At 44.4% G+C, this 16,516-nt stretch carries 15 protein-coding genes; 5 read left to right on the top strand and 10 right to left on the bottom strand.

Features of this window, described 5'->3' with window-relative positions:
• Positions 1-14: 14 nt before the first annotated feature.
• The 7 genes from nqrE to lpcA form a co-directional block, all read right to left on the bottom strand.
• Positions 15-611, bottom strand: coding sequence for an NADH:ubiquinone reductase (Na(+)-transporting) subunit E (gene nqrE, locus Xedl_RS10265; protein WP_038235359.1), 597 nt, complete (start codon positions 609-611; stop codon positions 15-17).
• A gap of 7 nt (positions 612-618) precedes the next feature.
• Positions 619-1,248 carry an NADH:ubiquinone reductase (Na(+)-transporting) subunit D gene (locus Xedl_RS10260; RefSeq protein ID WP_074023613.1) on the bottom strand — a complete coding sequence of 210 codons (630 nt, stop codon included), beginning with the start codon at positions 1,246-1,248 and terminating at the stop codon, positions 619-621.
• Entirely contained in the window at positions 1,241-2,035 is a 795-nt protein-coding gene (locus tag Xedl_RS10255) for a Na(+)-translocating NADH-quinone reductase subunit C (protein ID WP_074023612.1), read from the bottom strand. The genes Xedl_RS10260 and Xedl_RS10255 overlap by 8 nt, the downstream gene beginning before the upstream one ends.
• Positions 2,028-3,266: an NADH:ubiquinone reductase (Na(+)-transporting) subunit B gene (locus tag Xedl_RS10250; protein WP_074023611.1), complete on the bottom strand. Its 1,239-nt coding sequence runs from the start codon at positions 3,264-3,266 to the stop codon at positions 2,028-2,030. The genes Xedl_RS10255 and Xedl_RS10250 overlap by 8 nt, the downstream gene beginning before the upstream one ends.
• A 3-nt stretch (positions 3,267-3,269) precedes the next feature.
• On the bottom strand, positions 3,270-4,613 hold the full coding sequence (locus Xedl_RS10245; protein WP_074023610.1) for a Na(+)-translocating NADH-quinone reductase subunit A: 1,344 nt from the start codon (positions 4,611-4,613) through the stop codon (positions 3,270-3,272).
• A gap of 521 nt (positions 4,614-5,134) precedes the next feature.
• Positions 5,135-5,902, bottom strand: a complete 768-nt coding sequence (locus Xedl_RS10240; protein WP_074023609.1) for a class II glutamine amidotransferase — start codon at positions 5,900-5,902, stop codon at positions 5,135-5,137.
• A 49-nt stretch (positions 5,903-5,951) separates the two neighbouring features.
• Complete coding sequence (gene lpcA / locus Xedl_RS10235) at positions 5,952-6,533, bottom strand: D-sedoheptulose 7-phosphate isomerase (RefSeq protein ID WP_074023608.1); 582 nt, start codon at positions 6,531-6,533, stop codon at positions 5,952-5,954.
• A gap of 253 nt (positions 6,534-6,786) precedes the next feature.
• On the opposite strand from lpcA, the gene fadE reads away from it, so the two are divergent.
• Positions 6,787-9,234 carry an acyl-CoA dehydrogenase FadE gene (gene fadE, locus Xedl_RS10230; protein ID WP_074023607.1) on the top strand — a complete coding sequence of 816 codons (2,448 nt, stop codon included), beginning with the start codon at positions 6,787-6,789 and terminating at the stop codon, positions 9,232-9,234.
• A 69-nt stretch (positions 9,235-9,303) separates the two neighbouring features.
• Here fadE and lysA read toward each other — a convergent pair whose 3' ends face one another.
• Positions 9,304-10,566, bottom strand: coding sequence for a diaminopimelate decarboxylase (lysA, locus tag Xedl_RS10225; RefSeq protein ID WP_074023665.1), 1,263 nt, complete (start codon positions 10,564-10,566; stop codon positions 9,304-9,306).
• A 131-nt stretch (positions 10,567-10,697) separates the two neighbouring features.
• Between lysA and Xedl_RS10220 the strand changes: the two genes are divergently transcribed.
• Positions 10,698-11,627, top strand: a complete 930-nt coding sequence (locus tag Xedl_RS10220) for a LysR family transcriptional regulator (protein WP_074023606.1) — start codon at positions 10,698-10,700, stop codon at positions 11,625-11,627.
• On the opposite strand, the gene Xedl_RS10215 is transcribed toward Xedl_RS10220, so the two are convergent.
• Positions 11,610-12,524, bottom strand: coding sequence for a LysR family transcriptional regulator (locus Xedl_RS10215; protein WP_074023605.1), 915 nt, complete (start codon positions 12,522-12,524; stop codon positions 11,610-11,612). The two genes, Xedl_RS10220 and Xedl_RS10215, sit on opposite strands and share 18 nt — an antisense overlap.
• A 141-nt stretch (positions 12,525-12,665) precedes the next feature.
• Here Xedl_RS10215 and Xedl_RS10210 point away from each other — a divergent pair, with 141 nt between their 5' ends.
• Positions 12,666-13,550, top strand: a complete 885-nt coding sequence (locus Xedl_RS10210; RefSeq protein ID WP_074023604.1) for an MBL fold metallo-hydrolase — start codon at positions 12,666-12,668, stop codon at positions 13,548-13,550.
• A gap of 394 nt (positions 13,551-13,944) precedes the next feature.
• On the opposite strand, the gene Xedl_RS10205 is transcribed toward Xedl_RS10210, so the two are convergent.
• A complete protein-coding gene (locus Xedl_RS10205; RefSeq protein WP_244149693.1) occupies positions 13,945-14,448 on the bottom strand; it encodes a prepilin peptidase in 504 nt (167 codons plus the stop codon).
• Positions 14,449-14,740: 292 nt separating this feature from the next.
• Here Xedl_RS10205 and rsmE point away from each other — a divergent pair, with 292 nt between their 5' ends.
• Both rsmE and gshB read left to right on the top strand, forming a co-directional pair.
• Positions 14,741-15,472 carry a 16S rRNA (uracil(1498)-N(3))-methyltransferase gene (gene rsmE / locus Xedl_RS10200; protein WP_074023603.1) on the top strand — a complete coding sequence of 244 codons (732 nt, stop codon included), beginning with the start codon at positions 14,741-14,743 and terminating at the stop codon, positions 15,470-15,472.
• Positions 15,473-15,481: 9 nt separating this feature from the next.
• Positions 15,482-16,441, top strand: a complete 960-nt coding sequence (gene gshB, locus Xedl_RS10195; protein WP_074023602.1) for a glutathione synthase — start codon at positions 15,482-15,484, stop codon at positions 16,439-16,441.
• Positions 16,442-16,516 lie beyond the last annotated feature (75 nt).

Below are 16,516 nucleotides of genomic sequence, written 5' to 3'. Positions count from 1 at the left end.
AATTCTTCTCGCCTTTATAGCTGCACACCGGAGAAGGACATAAAGCCCAATGCCATCAAACCAGTGGTGACAAAGGTGATCCCCAATCCTTTCAGACCTGCCGGAACATCCGCATATTTCATTTTTTCACGGATAGCAGCCATCAGAACAATTGCCAGCATCCAGCCCATACCTGAACCGAAACCGTATACGATGGACTCACTGAAGTTATAGTCACGCTGAGCCATAAATGAAACACCACCGAAAATTGCACAGTTCACTGTAATCAACGGCAGGAAAATGCCCAACGCGTTGTAAAGTGCCGGAACATAACGGTCTAAGATCATTTCCAGAATTTGTACCAGCGCTGCAATTACCCCGATAAAGGTAATGAAGTTCAGGAAGCTCAAATCCACCCCATCCATCAGCGCTCCATCACGGAGAACTAGATTGTAGACGAGGTTATTAGCAGGCACGGAAATTCCCAATACGACTGTTACAGCCACACCAAGGCCAAAGGCCGTCTTAACATTCTTCGATACCGCCAAAAACGTACACATACCGAGAAAGAAAGATAACGCCATATTCTCAATAAAGACTGCGCGGACAAACAAACTAATATAATGCTCCATTTGTTTGTTACTCCTTCTCAACCTGAGCAGGTTTCAGGGTCCGTAAACCCCAAATCAGCATACCAATAATGAAGAATGCACTCGGTGCCAGCAGGAATAAACCGTTGGGTTGATACCAACCGCCATTCTTGACAGATTCCAGCACCGTAACACCGAACAATTTTCCTGAACCAAACAGTTCACGCAAGAAACCAACCAGCAACAGGATGACGCCATAGCCCAAACCATTACCGATACCATCCATAAAACTTTCAACGGGTGGCGCTTTCATGGCATAGGCTTCAGCACGTCCCATAACAATACAGTTCGTGATGATAAGACCAACAAACACCGATAACTGTTTGGAAATTTCGTAGGCATAAGCCCGCAAGATCTGGTCTACGACGATAACCAGAGATGCAATAATCGCCATCTGTACGATGATCCGCACACTACCAGGGATGTAGTTACGAATTAATGAAATGAAAAAGCTAGAAAACGCTGTCACCAGCGTAACTGCAAGGGTCATGACTAGCGCAGTTTCCAATTTGGTGGTAACCGCCAGCGCTGAACACACCCCCAAAACCTGCAATGCAATTGGGTTATTATCAAACAGCGGCCCAAGCAGGACGCGTTTTATCTCTTTACTATCAGCCATCTTTCAAGGCTCCCTCACGTACTTTTTTCAGGAACGGGCCAAAACCGTTATCACCCAGCCAGAAATCAAACATATGTTGAACACCGTTAGACGTCAGGGTGGCTCCAGACAACCCATCTACACCGTAAGGGTTATCACCTGCACCACCACGGACGATTTTGAGTGCCGGAACACCTTGCGGGTTATAAAGTTTTTTACCTACCCACTGCTTGCGCCATTGTGGGTTATCAACCTCACCTCCCAAACCTGGGGTTTCACCATGCGAGTAGTAAGTAATGCCGTGAGAGGTGACACCGTCTATATCAATAGAAATAAAGGCATACATCATTGACCACAGGCCAGATCCATATATTGGCAGAACCAGTTGCGTCGTTTTGCCGCTTTCATCTTTGACCAGGTAGATTTCAGCCATATTGGCACGACGGCGGATCTTCGCCAGATCAAGTTCAGGTAACAAAGCAATACTGGTTTCGTCACTGCGCAAGGCATTATTCAGGTCAAAATTGCCATTGCTTTTTGCCAACGTTGCGGTTTTCAAGTCAAGCAATTCAGGCTGAATACGGCGGTTATAGACTTCTTTGATTTCCGCAGTTGTCATGCCAGGTTTTAGCAAACCAGACACATCCAGAATATTACGCTGCTTATCCAGCAGCTTCTGTTCCTGCTGCTGCGCTTTCAAACCTACGGCTGAACCAGCAACTACAATCGAACATACAAGGCACAACACAAAAACAACGAGGAAGGTTCTGCCGATGCTGTCATTACTTCTTGGTTTATCATTAGCCACGGGCTTTTCTCCGCTTAATATTGGCCTGTACGACCAGATAATCGAACAGTGGCGCGAACAGATTAGCGAACAAAATCGCCAACATCATTCCTTCCGGATAGGCAGGGTTTACGACTCGGATCAAAATACACATAGCACCGATCAGAATACCGTATGCCCATTTTCCCTTATCCGTAAACGCTGCGGATACAGGATCCGTTGCCATAAAGATCATCCCGAAAGCAAAGCCTCCCAGCACCATATGCCAGTACCACGGCATCGCGAACATTGGGTTAGTGCCAGAACCAATCGCATTAAACAGGTAAGACGTTGCAATCATACCGATCATCACACCAGCAACGATGCGCCATGAAGCGATACGCGCAAACAGGATGATGGCTCCACCAATGAAAATCATTAGCGTAGAGACTTCACCAATTGAGCCGGGAATATTACCAATAAAAGCGTCCATCCAAGTGATTGGCTGACCGGTAATAGCATTTATCAGGCCGTGGCTACCTGCCGTTGCCCATTGGGATAAAGGTGTTGCACCAGAGAAACCATCAGCCGCAGTCCAAACCAAATCACCTGAAATCTGAGCCGGATAAGCAAAGAACAGGAAAGCACGCCCTGCCAAGGCGGGGTTGAGGAAGTTACGCCCCGTACCACCAAAGATCTCTTTCGCAATGACTACGCCGAAAGAAATCCCCAAAGCCGCCTGCCACAATGGCAGTGTTGGTGGAACAATCAATGCGAACAGAATGGAGCTAACAAAGAAACCTTCGTTGATTTCATGTTTGCGGATAATGGCAAACAAAACTTCCCAGAAGCCACCCACGACAAACACAACCATATAAACTGGCAGGAAATAGGCCGCTCCCAACAGCATTTTACTGCCCCACCCCGCATCCGGTGTTAATGACGCACCAAGATACTGAGCCAGTACATAATGCCAGTCAGAAGCCAGAACCTGCTGTAAGGCATCGCCACTGTATAAATGGGTCAGAGCAGGTATCGCCTGATTCCCGACGTTATACATGCCCCAAAACATGGCGGGAAAAACAGACAGCCACACCAGGATCATCATACGTTTGAGATCGATGGCATCACGGACATGGGCACGGCCTTTTGTCACTGTACCCGGCGTATAGAAAACGGTGCTCACTGCCTCATAGAGAGGATAATACTTTTCCAGTTTGCCACCGGCCTCAAAGTGGTGTTCTACTTTTTCAAATAAATTTTTCAGGCCCATGAATTACCCTTCCTGCTCAATCTTAGTCAGCACTTCACGCAGTACTGGACCGTACTCATATTTGCCAGGGCAAACATAGGTACACAATGCCAAATCTTCTTCATCCAGCTCCAGACAACCCAGCATCTGAGCGCTATCAGAATCACCAGCAAGCAAGTCACGCAGTAGGTGAGTAGCCATGATATCCAGTGGCATGACACGCTCATAGTTGCCAATGGGCACCATGGAACGTTCCCCGCCGTTTGTCGTGGTTGAGAAGGCAAAACGTTTCTTTTTCAGGAAGTGACCGATTGTGGTGCGGGTGATGGAGAATTTATTAATGCCTGGCGCGATCCAGCCGAACAGCTCTTTTTCCCGACCTTCAGCAAGTACAGAAACTAAGGTATGGAAGCGACCGAGATAATGGCGAACATCATCTGATTGTGTACCGCACAATACGGAACCAGAAATAATACGGTTTTCACCCTCTTTCAACTGATCTTGCGTCAATTCCTGCAAATCAGCGCCCAACAGGGTGCGTACCAAGCGTGGCGATTTAACCTGTGGTCCTGCCAGAGATACCACACGATCAGTATAAAGCTCACCGGTAGTAAACAACTTACCGATAGCAATAACATCCTGATAACCCAGATGCCAAACCGTTTTTTTGGCGCTAACAGGTTCAATGAAATGAATATGCGTACCCACCAGACCGGCTGGATGTGGGCCTGCAAATTGGTTATAGGTGATTTGAGCGTTATTTCCCACGATTGGAATAGTTCCAGCGCTGTGGCAAACGTGGACTTTTCCCTCTGTCAATGCTGACAGAACATTCAGGCCATCAACAAAAGCCTCTGCCTGAGTTGCAATAACGACGAGTGGATCAGCAGCCAGTGGCTGAGTGTCCATTGCCGTGACAAAGATTGCCTTTGGTGTGGAACCGGAGACAGGGATACGGCTGAAAGGGCGTGTACGCAATGCTGTCCACAATCCTGACGCAAGCAGATTTTTCTCTACTTGTTCACGACTCAGGCCAGCCAGTTCAGCACGCTCGTAGCGATCAAATGTGACTTTCTCATCGCCACTCACTTCAATAACAACGGATTGCAAAACACGACGTTCACCACGTCCAATGGTAACCACTTTCCCGCTTACGGGACTAGTGAAAACAACGCCTGGATTCTTCTTATCTTCAAAAAGAATTTGCCCTTTTTTGACATGCTCACCTTCCTTAACCAGCATAGAAGGACGCATTCCAACATATTCTTCACCCAGTAAAGCAACATGGCGAATAGCTGGACCATCTTCTATAACTTGGGCAGGCGCTCCTGCTATCGGGAGGTCGAGTCCTTTTTTAATTTTAATCATAAGATTTGCACAAGTTTATCAGTTAAATCATATACTACAGATTACCTTGCGGTATTCCCGTGAAGTAATGCAGCGACTCTAGTAATACAACAACCTTGAGCAATATAGGTTATATGTCTCAAGTTATTCACTCCGATAATCGTTACAAAGTTTCTCTTAATTTTGGCCGGAGTAATTCTAACATCTCCCCCACTGACTGTCTGACTAATCAAGTGACTTAGTTCAAGCAAATAAGAATAATTTCTTTGCTAAACCGTCAACTACTCGATAAAGACGAATGTTTCTATCACTTTTCCCTATGTCATGGCAATTTTCAATCAGAAAGCAACTAAGATCTTCATTCAAATATCGCGCTATTAATCTGGTAATCTGGTTTTTCCTAATGAACTTGTTTTGTAAACAATGACAGCCCGCCTATGAGTATTTTGCGAAACTCGCATTCCTGCACAGGAAGCGTAATAGGCGGGCAATATGTTGTTAATGTAACGCGAGGAAATTCATCACCTTTTTGGCACAAAGAATCAAATTATTCTCTCTCCAAGATGAAATAGCACATAGTTACCTGATTCAATACGATGCCAAACTTCATTGCCGGTTAAAGGTTGGGTGGCAATGACGGATACGACATCCCCTGGCTGAGTGTGCTGCTGGAAATCAATTTCAACATCCTGATCAAGTAATTTAGCCCTGCCGAAAGGAGCACGACGAGTAATCCAATGCAATTGAGTCGAACAATAAGCCATGACAAACTGCCCGTCTGACAACAGCATATTGAAAACACCTTTCTTTCTCAGTTGATCCGCCAGAGAAGCAATAAATTTAAATACCGCAGGCCAATTGGAAGGTCGCTTGGGATATTTCAGCGATAATTGATGCAATATCCAGCAAAATGCCCATTCACTGTCTGTCTCACCAACCGGCCGGTAATTACCCGTTTTCAGCTTACTGTATCCCTTAAGCTGACCATTGTGGGCATAAGTCCAATATCTGCCCCACAGTTCACGGGTAAAGGGATGAGTATTCGCCAGGGAAACGTGACCACTGTTTGCCTGACGAATATGGGCAACAATCACTTCTGATTTGATTGGATAGCCTTGTACAAATCGAGCGACAGGTGAATGGCAACTGGATTGGTGATCTTTAAATGTCCGGTATCCCAATCCCTCATAGAAGGTAACTCCCCAACCGTCTTTATGCGGACCAGTGTGTCCGCCACGCTGAATGAGTCCACTCAAACTGAAAACGATATCTGTTGGCACGTTAGCACTCATGCCAAGTAATTCACACATTGCCTACCCCTAACAGCTAACCCCAACGCCGATTCCTAACGCACAGCAATCAGGCTGTTACCATCTCTTTTTCAATCAATTGAATCAAGATATGGATGACTTTGATGTGAATTTCCTGAATACGATCTGCATAACCAAAATGGGGGACTCGAATTTCAACATCTGCCGTCCCTGCCATTTTTCCGCCATCCTTGCCTGTCAGTGTAATGACTTTCATCCCTTTGGCACGAGCTGCTTCAACCGCTTTGATGATGTTGCCAGAGTTTCCTGACGTTGAAATGCCCAACAATACATCACCTTTCTGACCGACGGCTTCAACATAGCGGGAAAATACATAATCATAACCAAAGTCATTACTCACACAAGATAAATGGCTAGGGTCAGAAATCGCAATGGCCGGATATCCCGGACGATTTTCACGGTAACGACCTGTCAATTCTTCCGCAAAATGCATGGCATCACAATGCGAGCCACCATTACCACAGGAAAGGACTTTTCCTCCTGCCTTAAATGAATCAGCCAACAAAACCGCCGCTTTTTGGATGGCATCGATATTTGCATCATCATTGAGGAAGTTAGCCAGCGTATCTGCGGCTTCGGATAATTCACTGCGGATCAGTTCTTGATACATGGAACTCATACTCCTGAAAAGTCTTCGGGATTAATAATGTTGGTCAGCAAGTGTAACGGATTCCCCTATTTGAAAGAAGATATCATCACATCTTGCAAGAATTATCGTTTGTAAAACTAACACGACTTTGTGAGCTAGATTGTAATTAAGATGTAAATATATTGATAAATGCACTTTCCTCATCTAAAAAAGAAGAACATCACAACAGGTCAGACCTCTGACAACTCAACCTGAGATTTACAGGAGTTTTACTATGACCGCTTTCAGCATTATCTTATTTTTAATCTTGATTGGCGGGCTTTGTTATCACAAAGTCAGCCTGACGCTCAGTAGCTTACTGCTTGTTGCCTATACATTCGTTATGGGTATCACTGGCCTTTGGAGTTATTGGCTGCTGTTACCGCTCGTCATCGTTCTATTCCCTCTTGTGTTTACACCTGTACGTATATCTTTATTCTCTGCACCTGGCCTAAAAGCCTTCCGTAAGGTTATGCCAAGTATGTCTAGAACAGAGAAAGAAGCCATTGATGCGGGAACTACATGGTGGGAAGGCGATCTGTTCCGCGGTAATCCTGACTGGCAAAAACTGCATAACTATCCAAAGCCGCAGTTAACGGCTGAAGAACAAGCTTTTATTGATGGTCCGGTAGAAGAAGCCTGCCGCATGGCAAATGATTTCCAAATTACCCATGAATTGGCTGACTTACCACCAGAGCTTTGGGCGTACCTAAAAGAACACCGTTTCTTTGCCATGATCATCAAGAAAGAATATGGTGGCCTGGAATTTTCCGCTTACGCTCAATCTCAGGTATTGCAAAAATTGTCCGGCGTATCAGGTATTCTGGCAATTACTGTTGGCGTACCTAACTCCTTGGGGCCAGGTGAATTGCTGCAACACTACGGCACAGATGAACAGAAAAAACGTTACTTGCCTGGACTTGCCCGTGGTGAAGAAATTCCTTGTTTTGCGTTGACCAGCCCGGAAGCGGGTTCAGATGCCGGAGCTATCCCTGATACTGGCGTTGTCTGTATGGGTGAATGGCAAGGCAAACAAGTTCTTGGCATGCGCCTGAACTGGAATAAGCGTTATATTACTCTTGCCCCTATCGCTACCGTGCTGGGATTGGCATTTAAACTGTATGACCCTGACCATCTGCTGGGCGATACTGAATCACTGGGAATTACCTGTGCTTTGATCCCAACCAATACACCAGGCGTAGAAATTGGTCACCGCCATTTCCCGCTGAATATCCCATTCCAGAATGGTCCAACCCGTGGCAAAGATATTTTCGTTCCTATCGACTACATCATTGGTGGGCCGAAAATGGCAGGTCAGGGCTGGCGTATGCTGGTTGAATGTCTGTCTGTTGGCCGTGGTATTACTTTGCCATCCAACGCAACAGGGGGATTGAAAAGTGCAGCTATGGCAATTGGCGCTTATTCCTATATTCGCCGTCAATTCAAGCTGCCTATCGGTAAAATGGAAGGTATCGAAGAGCCACTGGCACGTATCGCGGGTAACGCTTATTTGATGGATGCGGCCGCAACCATGATCACCAGTGGTATCATGTTGGGCGAAAAACCGTCGGTTCTGTCTGCTATCGTGAAATACCATTGTACACATAGAGGTCAACGTTCTTTTATTGACGCTATGGATATCGCTGGCGGTAAAGGCATCTGTCTTGGACCATCTAACTTCCTTGCCCGCGGTTATCAGGGTTCACCCATTGCTATTACCGTTGAAGGTGCAAATATCCTGACCCGCAGCATGATCATCTTTGGTCAGGGAGCAATCCGTTGCCATCCCTATGTATTGGCTGAAATCGCCGCAGCAGAAAGCAACAATGTGAAACACTTTGACAAAGCTCTGTTTGGTCATTTGGGCCATGTTGCCAGCAACATGCTGCGCAGCCTGTGGCTTGGTATTACTAAAGGCAGAACCAGTCGTTCACCAGTCAATGATGCTACTCGCCGTTACTACCAACAGATCAATCGCTTAAGCGCTAACCTTGCCCTGCTCTCTGATGTTTCAATGGGCGTATTGGGAGGCAGTCTGAAACGTCGTGAACGCATGTCAGCTCGTTTGGGGGACATTTTGAGCCAAATCTTCCTGGCTTCTGCGGCCTTGAAACGCTATGAAGATGAAGGTCGCCAGAAAGAAGATTTTCCATTGATCCAATGGGCAGTAGAAGATAGCCTGAACCAAGCTGAACAGGCCATGAATGATTTGCTGCGCAATTTCCCTAACCGTCTGGTTGCAGGTTTAATGCGAGTGATTATTTTCCCATTGGGGCGTGTACATACCGCACCATCTGATAAATTGGATCACAAACTGGCTCAGATATTACAGACGCCTTCCGCAACCCGTAGCCGAATTGGGCGTGGGCAATATCTGACACCCAGTGAGCACAACCCACACGGGTTACTGGAAGAAGCGTTGCACGATATCATCGCCGCAGAGCCAATCCATGTTCGCCTAAGCCGAGAAGCCGGCAAAAACCTAAGCTTCACCCGTCTGGATAAATTGGCTGAACAGGCATTGGCAGAGCACAAGATTACTCAGGAAGAAGCCGATATCCTGAAGCGTGCTGAAAACAGTCGACTGCGTTCAATCAATGTTGATGAATTTAAGCCGGATGCATTTGCTGTACCCAATTCAGCAAAAAAGTCTGAAAGTCAGCGTCAAAATAAAGCAGCCTGATGCTGACCCAAAAACCTGATTAATACCAATATGGGACAAGAAACGGGGCACCAGCGCCCCGTTTTTATTTTAAATGGATTCTAGTGATAACAGCTCTTCGATTGTCTGGCGGCGACGAATCAAACGCGCTTTTCCGCCAGTAAACAAAATTTCAGGGATCAAAGGGCGGCTGTTATAATTTGAAGACATAGAAGCACCGTAAGCGCCGGTAGCGTGAAAAATCAGATAATCCCCGACGTTAACATGAGGCAACATACGTGATACAACCTCCCCGCCTTCCAATTGAGTAAACACATCACCAGATTCACATAGCGGCCCCGCAACGATGGTTTCTAACAATGTAGTTTCCGGTAGCGCGTTTACCGGCAACACAGAAATAGGGTGATAACTGCCATACATCGCCGGACGCATTAAGTCATTAAAACCCGCATCCACCAGCACATAATGTCGATTCCCCATAGATTTAACCGCCCGTACTTCCGCCATTAAGATCCCTGACTCAGCAACCAGAAAACGCCCAGGTTCAATTTCCAGCCCAATATGATGCCCCAGGTGCTGCTCAATACGTTGACGAGCCTCATGCCACAAGCTGTAATAATGTTCGGTATCGACTGACTCTTCACCGTCCTTATAAGGAATAGATAAGCCACCGCCTGCGGAAATAGCTTGGATATCCTCCCCGCACAGCATGACCTGCTCCACCATAGCATTACAGACATTGGAGAGATGCTGATAATCCACCCCTGAGCCAATGTGCATATGCAGTCCCACTAATTTCAAACCATATTGATGAATTTTTGCAATTGCCAGAGGGAGATCCTGAAACCAGATCCCATGTTTGCTATTTTCGCCGCCTGTATTGGTCTTTTGGCTATGCCCATGCCCAAATCCGGGATTGATACGTAACCATACCGGATGACCAGACTGACGTTCACCAATTTGTGCCAACATATCAATAGAACCGGCATTGACCGGAATATCCAGTTCAATGACACGCGACAATGTTGCCTCATCAATCATATCCGCCGTGAACACAATCTCTGACTTATCGCGGCCAGGTTTGAAACCGGCATAAAGCGCCCGCTCTATTTCACCCAATGACACTGCATCAACTTTCACACCCTGCTCTCTCATCAAGCGTAAAATATGGGTATTGGAGCATGCTTTCTGTGCGAACCGAATGACATCAAATTGTTTTAATTTTTTGATTTGTTTGATGATGCTATCGCCATCATAAAGCCACAATGGTGTTCCGTACTGCATTGGCAAACGGAGTAGATCATCAGGGGTAAAATGTTTCCCTGAGTCATGAGTAAAGCTCGATATAGTCATTGAAGCGCCCCACAAAATCAGTAGATCCTTCATTATTGACAATAATAAAGCAGGAAGAAAAATATCCATTTAGCCACAATCTATTCATTTATGATATCGTTATGTCTATTTTTCACCCAAAGAGATAAGACATGCACTCCTGCTCATGGCGACACATTGAAATTTTCCATGCTGTAATGACGACTAAGAACCTGACTGACGCGGCATTATTACTGAAAACATCCCAACCTACCGTCAGCCGTGAACTGGCACGCCTTGAACAATTATTAAAATTTAAATTGTTTGATCGAATCAAAGGCCGCCTGTTTCCTACCGCGCAAGGATTACGGTTATTTGAGGAAGTGCAGCGCTCTTATTATGGGCTGGAAAGAATCATCAACGCGGCTGACAGTATCCGACAATTTGAACAGGCGCAATTATCCGTCGCTTGCCTGCCAATGTTTTCCCAATCCCTGCTGCCAAAAGCCTGTTGCAGTTTTATCGAACATTATCCTGAAGCCAAACTGACCATCATTCCGCAAGAGTCTCCCTTATTGGAAGAATGGCTTTCAGCACAGCGCTATGATATTGGCTTAACCGAACATTTGCAGACACCAGCAGGTACTGAGCGAGAAACATTGATAACCTTAAATGAAGTTTGTGTCTTACCTGTAAATCATCCTCTCGGTCAAAAATCACAACTGACGCCAGCAGATTTTCACAATCAAAAATTTATCAGCCTCTCGATCACAGACAGTTACAGGCAACTCATTGATACAATCTTTACTGAGCATCAAATCAATCGCAACATGATCATGGAAACCCATAGCGCAGCCTCAATTTGTGCCATGATTAACGAAGGCATTGGTCTATCCATCGTAAATCCGCTAACTGCATTGGATTATTTAGATAACAGCGCAAAAATTTGCATTCGGCCATTCAGTATCGATATTCCATTCACAGTAAGTCTAATCAAACCCATACATCGTCCCTCCTCAGAACCCGTTGAGGCTTTCATTACCCATTTAAAACAACAGGCTGCTCTATTTGCCGAAAAATTGACATTAGCGTTTCAACATTAATTGCTGCCAGTGAGGTGATGTAGCAAACCAATCCACCAGAAAATCCAACAGTGCCCGCAAAGGCGCTGGCATATTCTGGCGGCTGGTATAAATGCCATAGATCCCCATTGCTTGAGGTTGGTAATCAGGCAGCAACTCAACCAACTGCCCTGACATCAAATAAGAAGAAACTGAATAGTAAGGCTGCATGGCAATTCCGGCGCCCTGCAAAGCAGCTTCCATTAATACCGTCGATTCATTGGCACTTAACGTACCACTGACAGGAACGGAATAGTGCTCATGCTGTTTTTCAAATACCCATAAACTTTTGCCGAAAAAGTTATAGGTCAGGCAGTTATGTGATGTTAAATCCATAGGATTATTGGGAGTAGATTTTTCCGCTAAATAAGAAGGCGCAGCACAAACAACGGAATGGCAAGTCGATAATGGACGAGCGATCAGATTCGGCTCCAGATTATTGGTAATACGGATCGCCAAATCAATGCGTTCTTCTATCAAATTGACAACTTTATTATTCATTTGCAAATTGACGGCAATGTGTGGATATATCCGCATAAATTCAGGCATGGCAACCGCCAATGCACTGATAGCCAACGATTGGGAACAACTTACACGCAACAATCCTCGCAAGGTTTGTGCTTCCAGCGCTTGCTGTACAGGCATTTCTTCTGCTAATTCCATTAACTTAAAGCTGCGTTGATAAGCACTCTCTCCCGCCGAAGTGAGGCTAATTTTACGTGTTGTACGATGCAATAAGCGAACTCCTGCCCACTTTTCCATTTCAGCCAAATACCGCGATACCATTGCCCTCGACATATCCAATCGCTCTGCGGCTGCGATGAGGCTACCCTGTTCGACAATCGTAATAAACACTTGTGCTGCGGTGATCCTATCCATTTCGTCCAACCTATTTTTTACTTCTAATTCGATCGATTTATGCAACAAATAGTTGCTGATTATGGGGTTTTTAAATCGAAATACGCAACTTATCATACATACTATTCAAGCAAACACGCATTTTGGTACAGGAATTCGATGATGGCTCGCAAAACAACATTAAATATCGCTCTGGCAGCGACACTCTCCCTGGGGATAGCATCACTGGCTCAAGCAACAGATCTGAAATTAGATGTCTACAATCCAGGCGAGAAAGGTGTCTTCCCTGTTTCTTCTGAAATTATTAGTGGTGATCATGAAGTTGTTCTGATCGATGCCCAATTTAAGAAAAATGATGCCCAAGAGCTGGTAAAAATGATCCAGCAAACAGGTAAAAAACTAACAACGATCTATATCAGCCAATCCGATCCTGATTTTTATTTTGGTCTTGATGTGATCACCGAAGCTTTCCCTGACGCCAAAGTTATCGCATCACCAGAAACCATCAAAGCGATCAATGAAACCAAAGATGGTAAGCTGACTTATTGGAGTGGAATTCTTGCAGACCAGGCACCCAAAAAGATCGTCGTACCAGAGCCACTGAAAGGAAATTCCTTCACTGTTGATGGTGAAAAACTGATTGTTGAAGGTTTAGATGGCCCAGCGGCAGATCGTACTTTTGTCTGGATCCCTCAACTGAAAGCAGTTGTTGGTGGTGTCACTGTTTCTGACCATATCCATGTCTGGACTGCGGATACCCAGACCAAAGCATCACGCCAACATTGGCAACAAACATTGGATCGCATCAAGAGTTTGCAACCTAAAACTGTTGTACCAGGTCACTATCTGGGGAATTCATCCATGACGTTGAATTCAGTAACTTTCACACAGAATTATCTGACCACATTGGAAAAAGAATTACCGAAAGCAAAAGATTCCAATGCACTAATTACAGCCATGAAAAAACACTATCCGGATCTGGCTGACGAATCCAGCCTTGAGTTAAGTGCCAAAGTATTAAAAGGCGAAATGAAGTGGCCTCAGTAAGTTGAAAATATTGCGGGCGTTACGGATAGTAGCGGCCGCAATATTTGAAAAATTATCTTAATGAAACTTCCCTATTTAATTTCAATGACTCCAACACATTAAATAAAAAACAAACCCTCAGCATTAATTATTAATAACACTTGTATCAAATTCCATTTTAATACCTTATATTCACCCCCATACAAAAACCAATTAAATACTGATTTTAATAATCAAAAAGCCTATTAAACAAACATGGTTATTTTTTTAATTGACGTGATATTTAGCTACTTTTAATAAATTGAAACACACAATAAATTTAAGTTGTGAGCAATTGAGTAATAGTCGACAACCTAATAAATCAGCTTGAATAAAAATCTCACTTTTTATTAACTTTCCACCTTGCAGATTAATATTATATTCTACCAATACCATACCCCAGCAATATTATTGCGGATAAACATAAATAAGGGCCAAATGCGATAAATTCAGGAAAAGATTTTCTTTTCGCTCCAATTATTATAAACCCAAACAATCCAGATAATGATGCCATTAGCATCAACATTGGTATCATTTCCACACCCAACCAGGCACCAATTGCCGCGGTTAATTTGAGATCACCATAACCTATTCCTTCCTTATTTAAGAGATATCGACACAACCAATACAAAAACCATAAAAAAAGATACCCTGATATGGCACCGTATATTGCACTTTTTATCGAAACCAAATCACCATCAATATTAACTAAAAGCCCAAGCCATAATAAAGGAAGAGTGATAATATCTGGCAAGCAATACGTTTTAATATCGATAACGGCCAATAGCAATAAGGTACTACAGAAAAACATAATTATTATATAATCTACGTCAATTAAAATGGAATTCTTCCTTCTTTTCATCTGTGAAAAAATTAACATCAATTTATAAAAAACATCCCTGTTACCGTCTTCTTTCCTTATTTCCTGACCTCAATCAGAACAAGATGAATACTAATTTTTCGTTCAGGTTATTGGCAATAAAAATTTAGCTAAAAACGCATTTATAAAATCAATATGCGAACCAGCTCGCAAGGAGATCTCTTGTATCCCTTAAACCAAGAGATAACTTGATCACGCAAACAGCACTCATTTATCATGGCAATGAATCAACTTTGTTATGTGACTGTTTGCGCCATGCCGGAAGAATCCGGAAAAAGAAGGAAAGAAAAATATGCGAATACCCCGCATCTATCACCCTGAACTGCTTACAACAGGAGCGGATATTTATTTGAGTGATGATGCTGCCAATCACATTGGTCGCGTGCTTAGAATGAGTAACGGGCAAGCATTACAACTCTTTGATGGCAGTAATCAAGTTTTTGATGCAGTAATCACGGAAGCCAGTAAAAAAACGATTAGAGCGACTATCCTTGATGGCAAATTATCTGATCATGAATCACCACTGAACCTGCATCTGGGGCAGGTCATGTCCCGTGGTGAAAAAATGGAATTTACAATCCAAAAATCTGTTGAGTTGGGTGTCAACACGATTACCCCACTTCTGTCTGAACGTTGTGGTGTAAAACTGGATACAGAAAGATTGGAAAAGAAATTACAACAATGGAAAAAAATTGCCATTTCTGCCTGTGAGCAATGCGGACGTAACCGGATCCCTGAAATCCGTCCCGTTATGCCACTTGAAAGCTGGTGTGCAGAAAACGATGGCAGCCTAAAATTGAATTTGCATCCCCGTGCCAGCCATAGCATCAATACCCTCCCACTTCCTGTGGAAAAAGTGCGCCTGCTGATTGGACCTGAAGGGGGATTATCTGCCGAAGAAATAGAAATGACAGCAAAATATCAGTTTACTGATATCCTGTTAGGGCCTCGTGTCCTGAGGACAGAAACGACGGCACTCACTGCAATTACCGCATTGCAAGTACGTTTTGGTGACCTGGGTTAAGGAGAAAAAATGATCAAGCTCGGTATTGTGATGGATCCTATTTCATCCATCAACATCAAGAAAGACACTAGTTTTGCCATGCTGTTGGAAGCACAAAAACGCGGATGGGAAATCCATTATATGGAAATGCATGATCTCTACCTGCATCAAGGAGAGGCTCGCGCCCACACACGTTTACTCACGGTAGAAGAAAATCCCCAACAGTGGTATCAGTTTGGCAGTGAGCAAGAAATCGCTCTCGATACCTTGCAAGTTATTTTAATGCGCAAAGATCCGCCTTTTGATACTGAATACATCTATGCAACCTATATTCTGGAAAGAGCAGAAGCCAAAGGCAGCCTGATCGTTAATAAGCCCCAAAGCCTGCGCGACTGTAATGAAAAGCTGTTTACTGCCTGGTTTCCGGAATTGACACCCGATACGCTAGTCACCCGCAATGCCAAAAAATTACGCGAATTCCATAAAAAACATAGCGATGTTATTTTTAAGCCTTTAGATGGTATGGGGGGGGCTTCCATCTTCCGTTTAAAACAAGACGACGCCAATGTCGGTGTTATTATTGAAACGCTGACTGAACATGGCACTCGTTATTGTATGGCACAAAATTTTCTGCCTGCTATTAAAGAGGGAGATAAACGCGTACTGGTTGTTGATGGTGAACCTGTACCTTATTGTCTTGCCCGTATCCCTGCTCAAGGAGAAACTCGTGGTAATCTGGCGGCAGGTGGCCGTGGAGAAGCACGCCCATTGTCAGAAAGCGATTGGGCAATTGCCCGCGCAGTTGCTCCTGTATTAAAAGAGAAAGGATTAATTTTTGTTGGGCTGGATATCATTGGCGATCGTTTAACTGAAATCAACGTCACCAGCCCAACCTGTGTACGTGAAATAGAAGCGGCATTCCCAGACATCTCCATTACTGGCATGCTGATGGATGCTATCGAAAAACGATTGGAAAAACAGGTCGCATAACAGGCCAAACAACGTTCGTTTCCTGACAATATTTGCCATTTATAATAAGAGCCCACATACTGTGGGCCAGTCATT

The sequence above is a fragment of the Xenorhabdus eapokensis genome, assembly GCF_001908105.1.
This window is presented reverse-complemented; position numbering and strand designations above follow the sequence as displayed.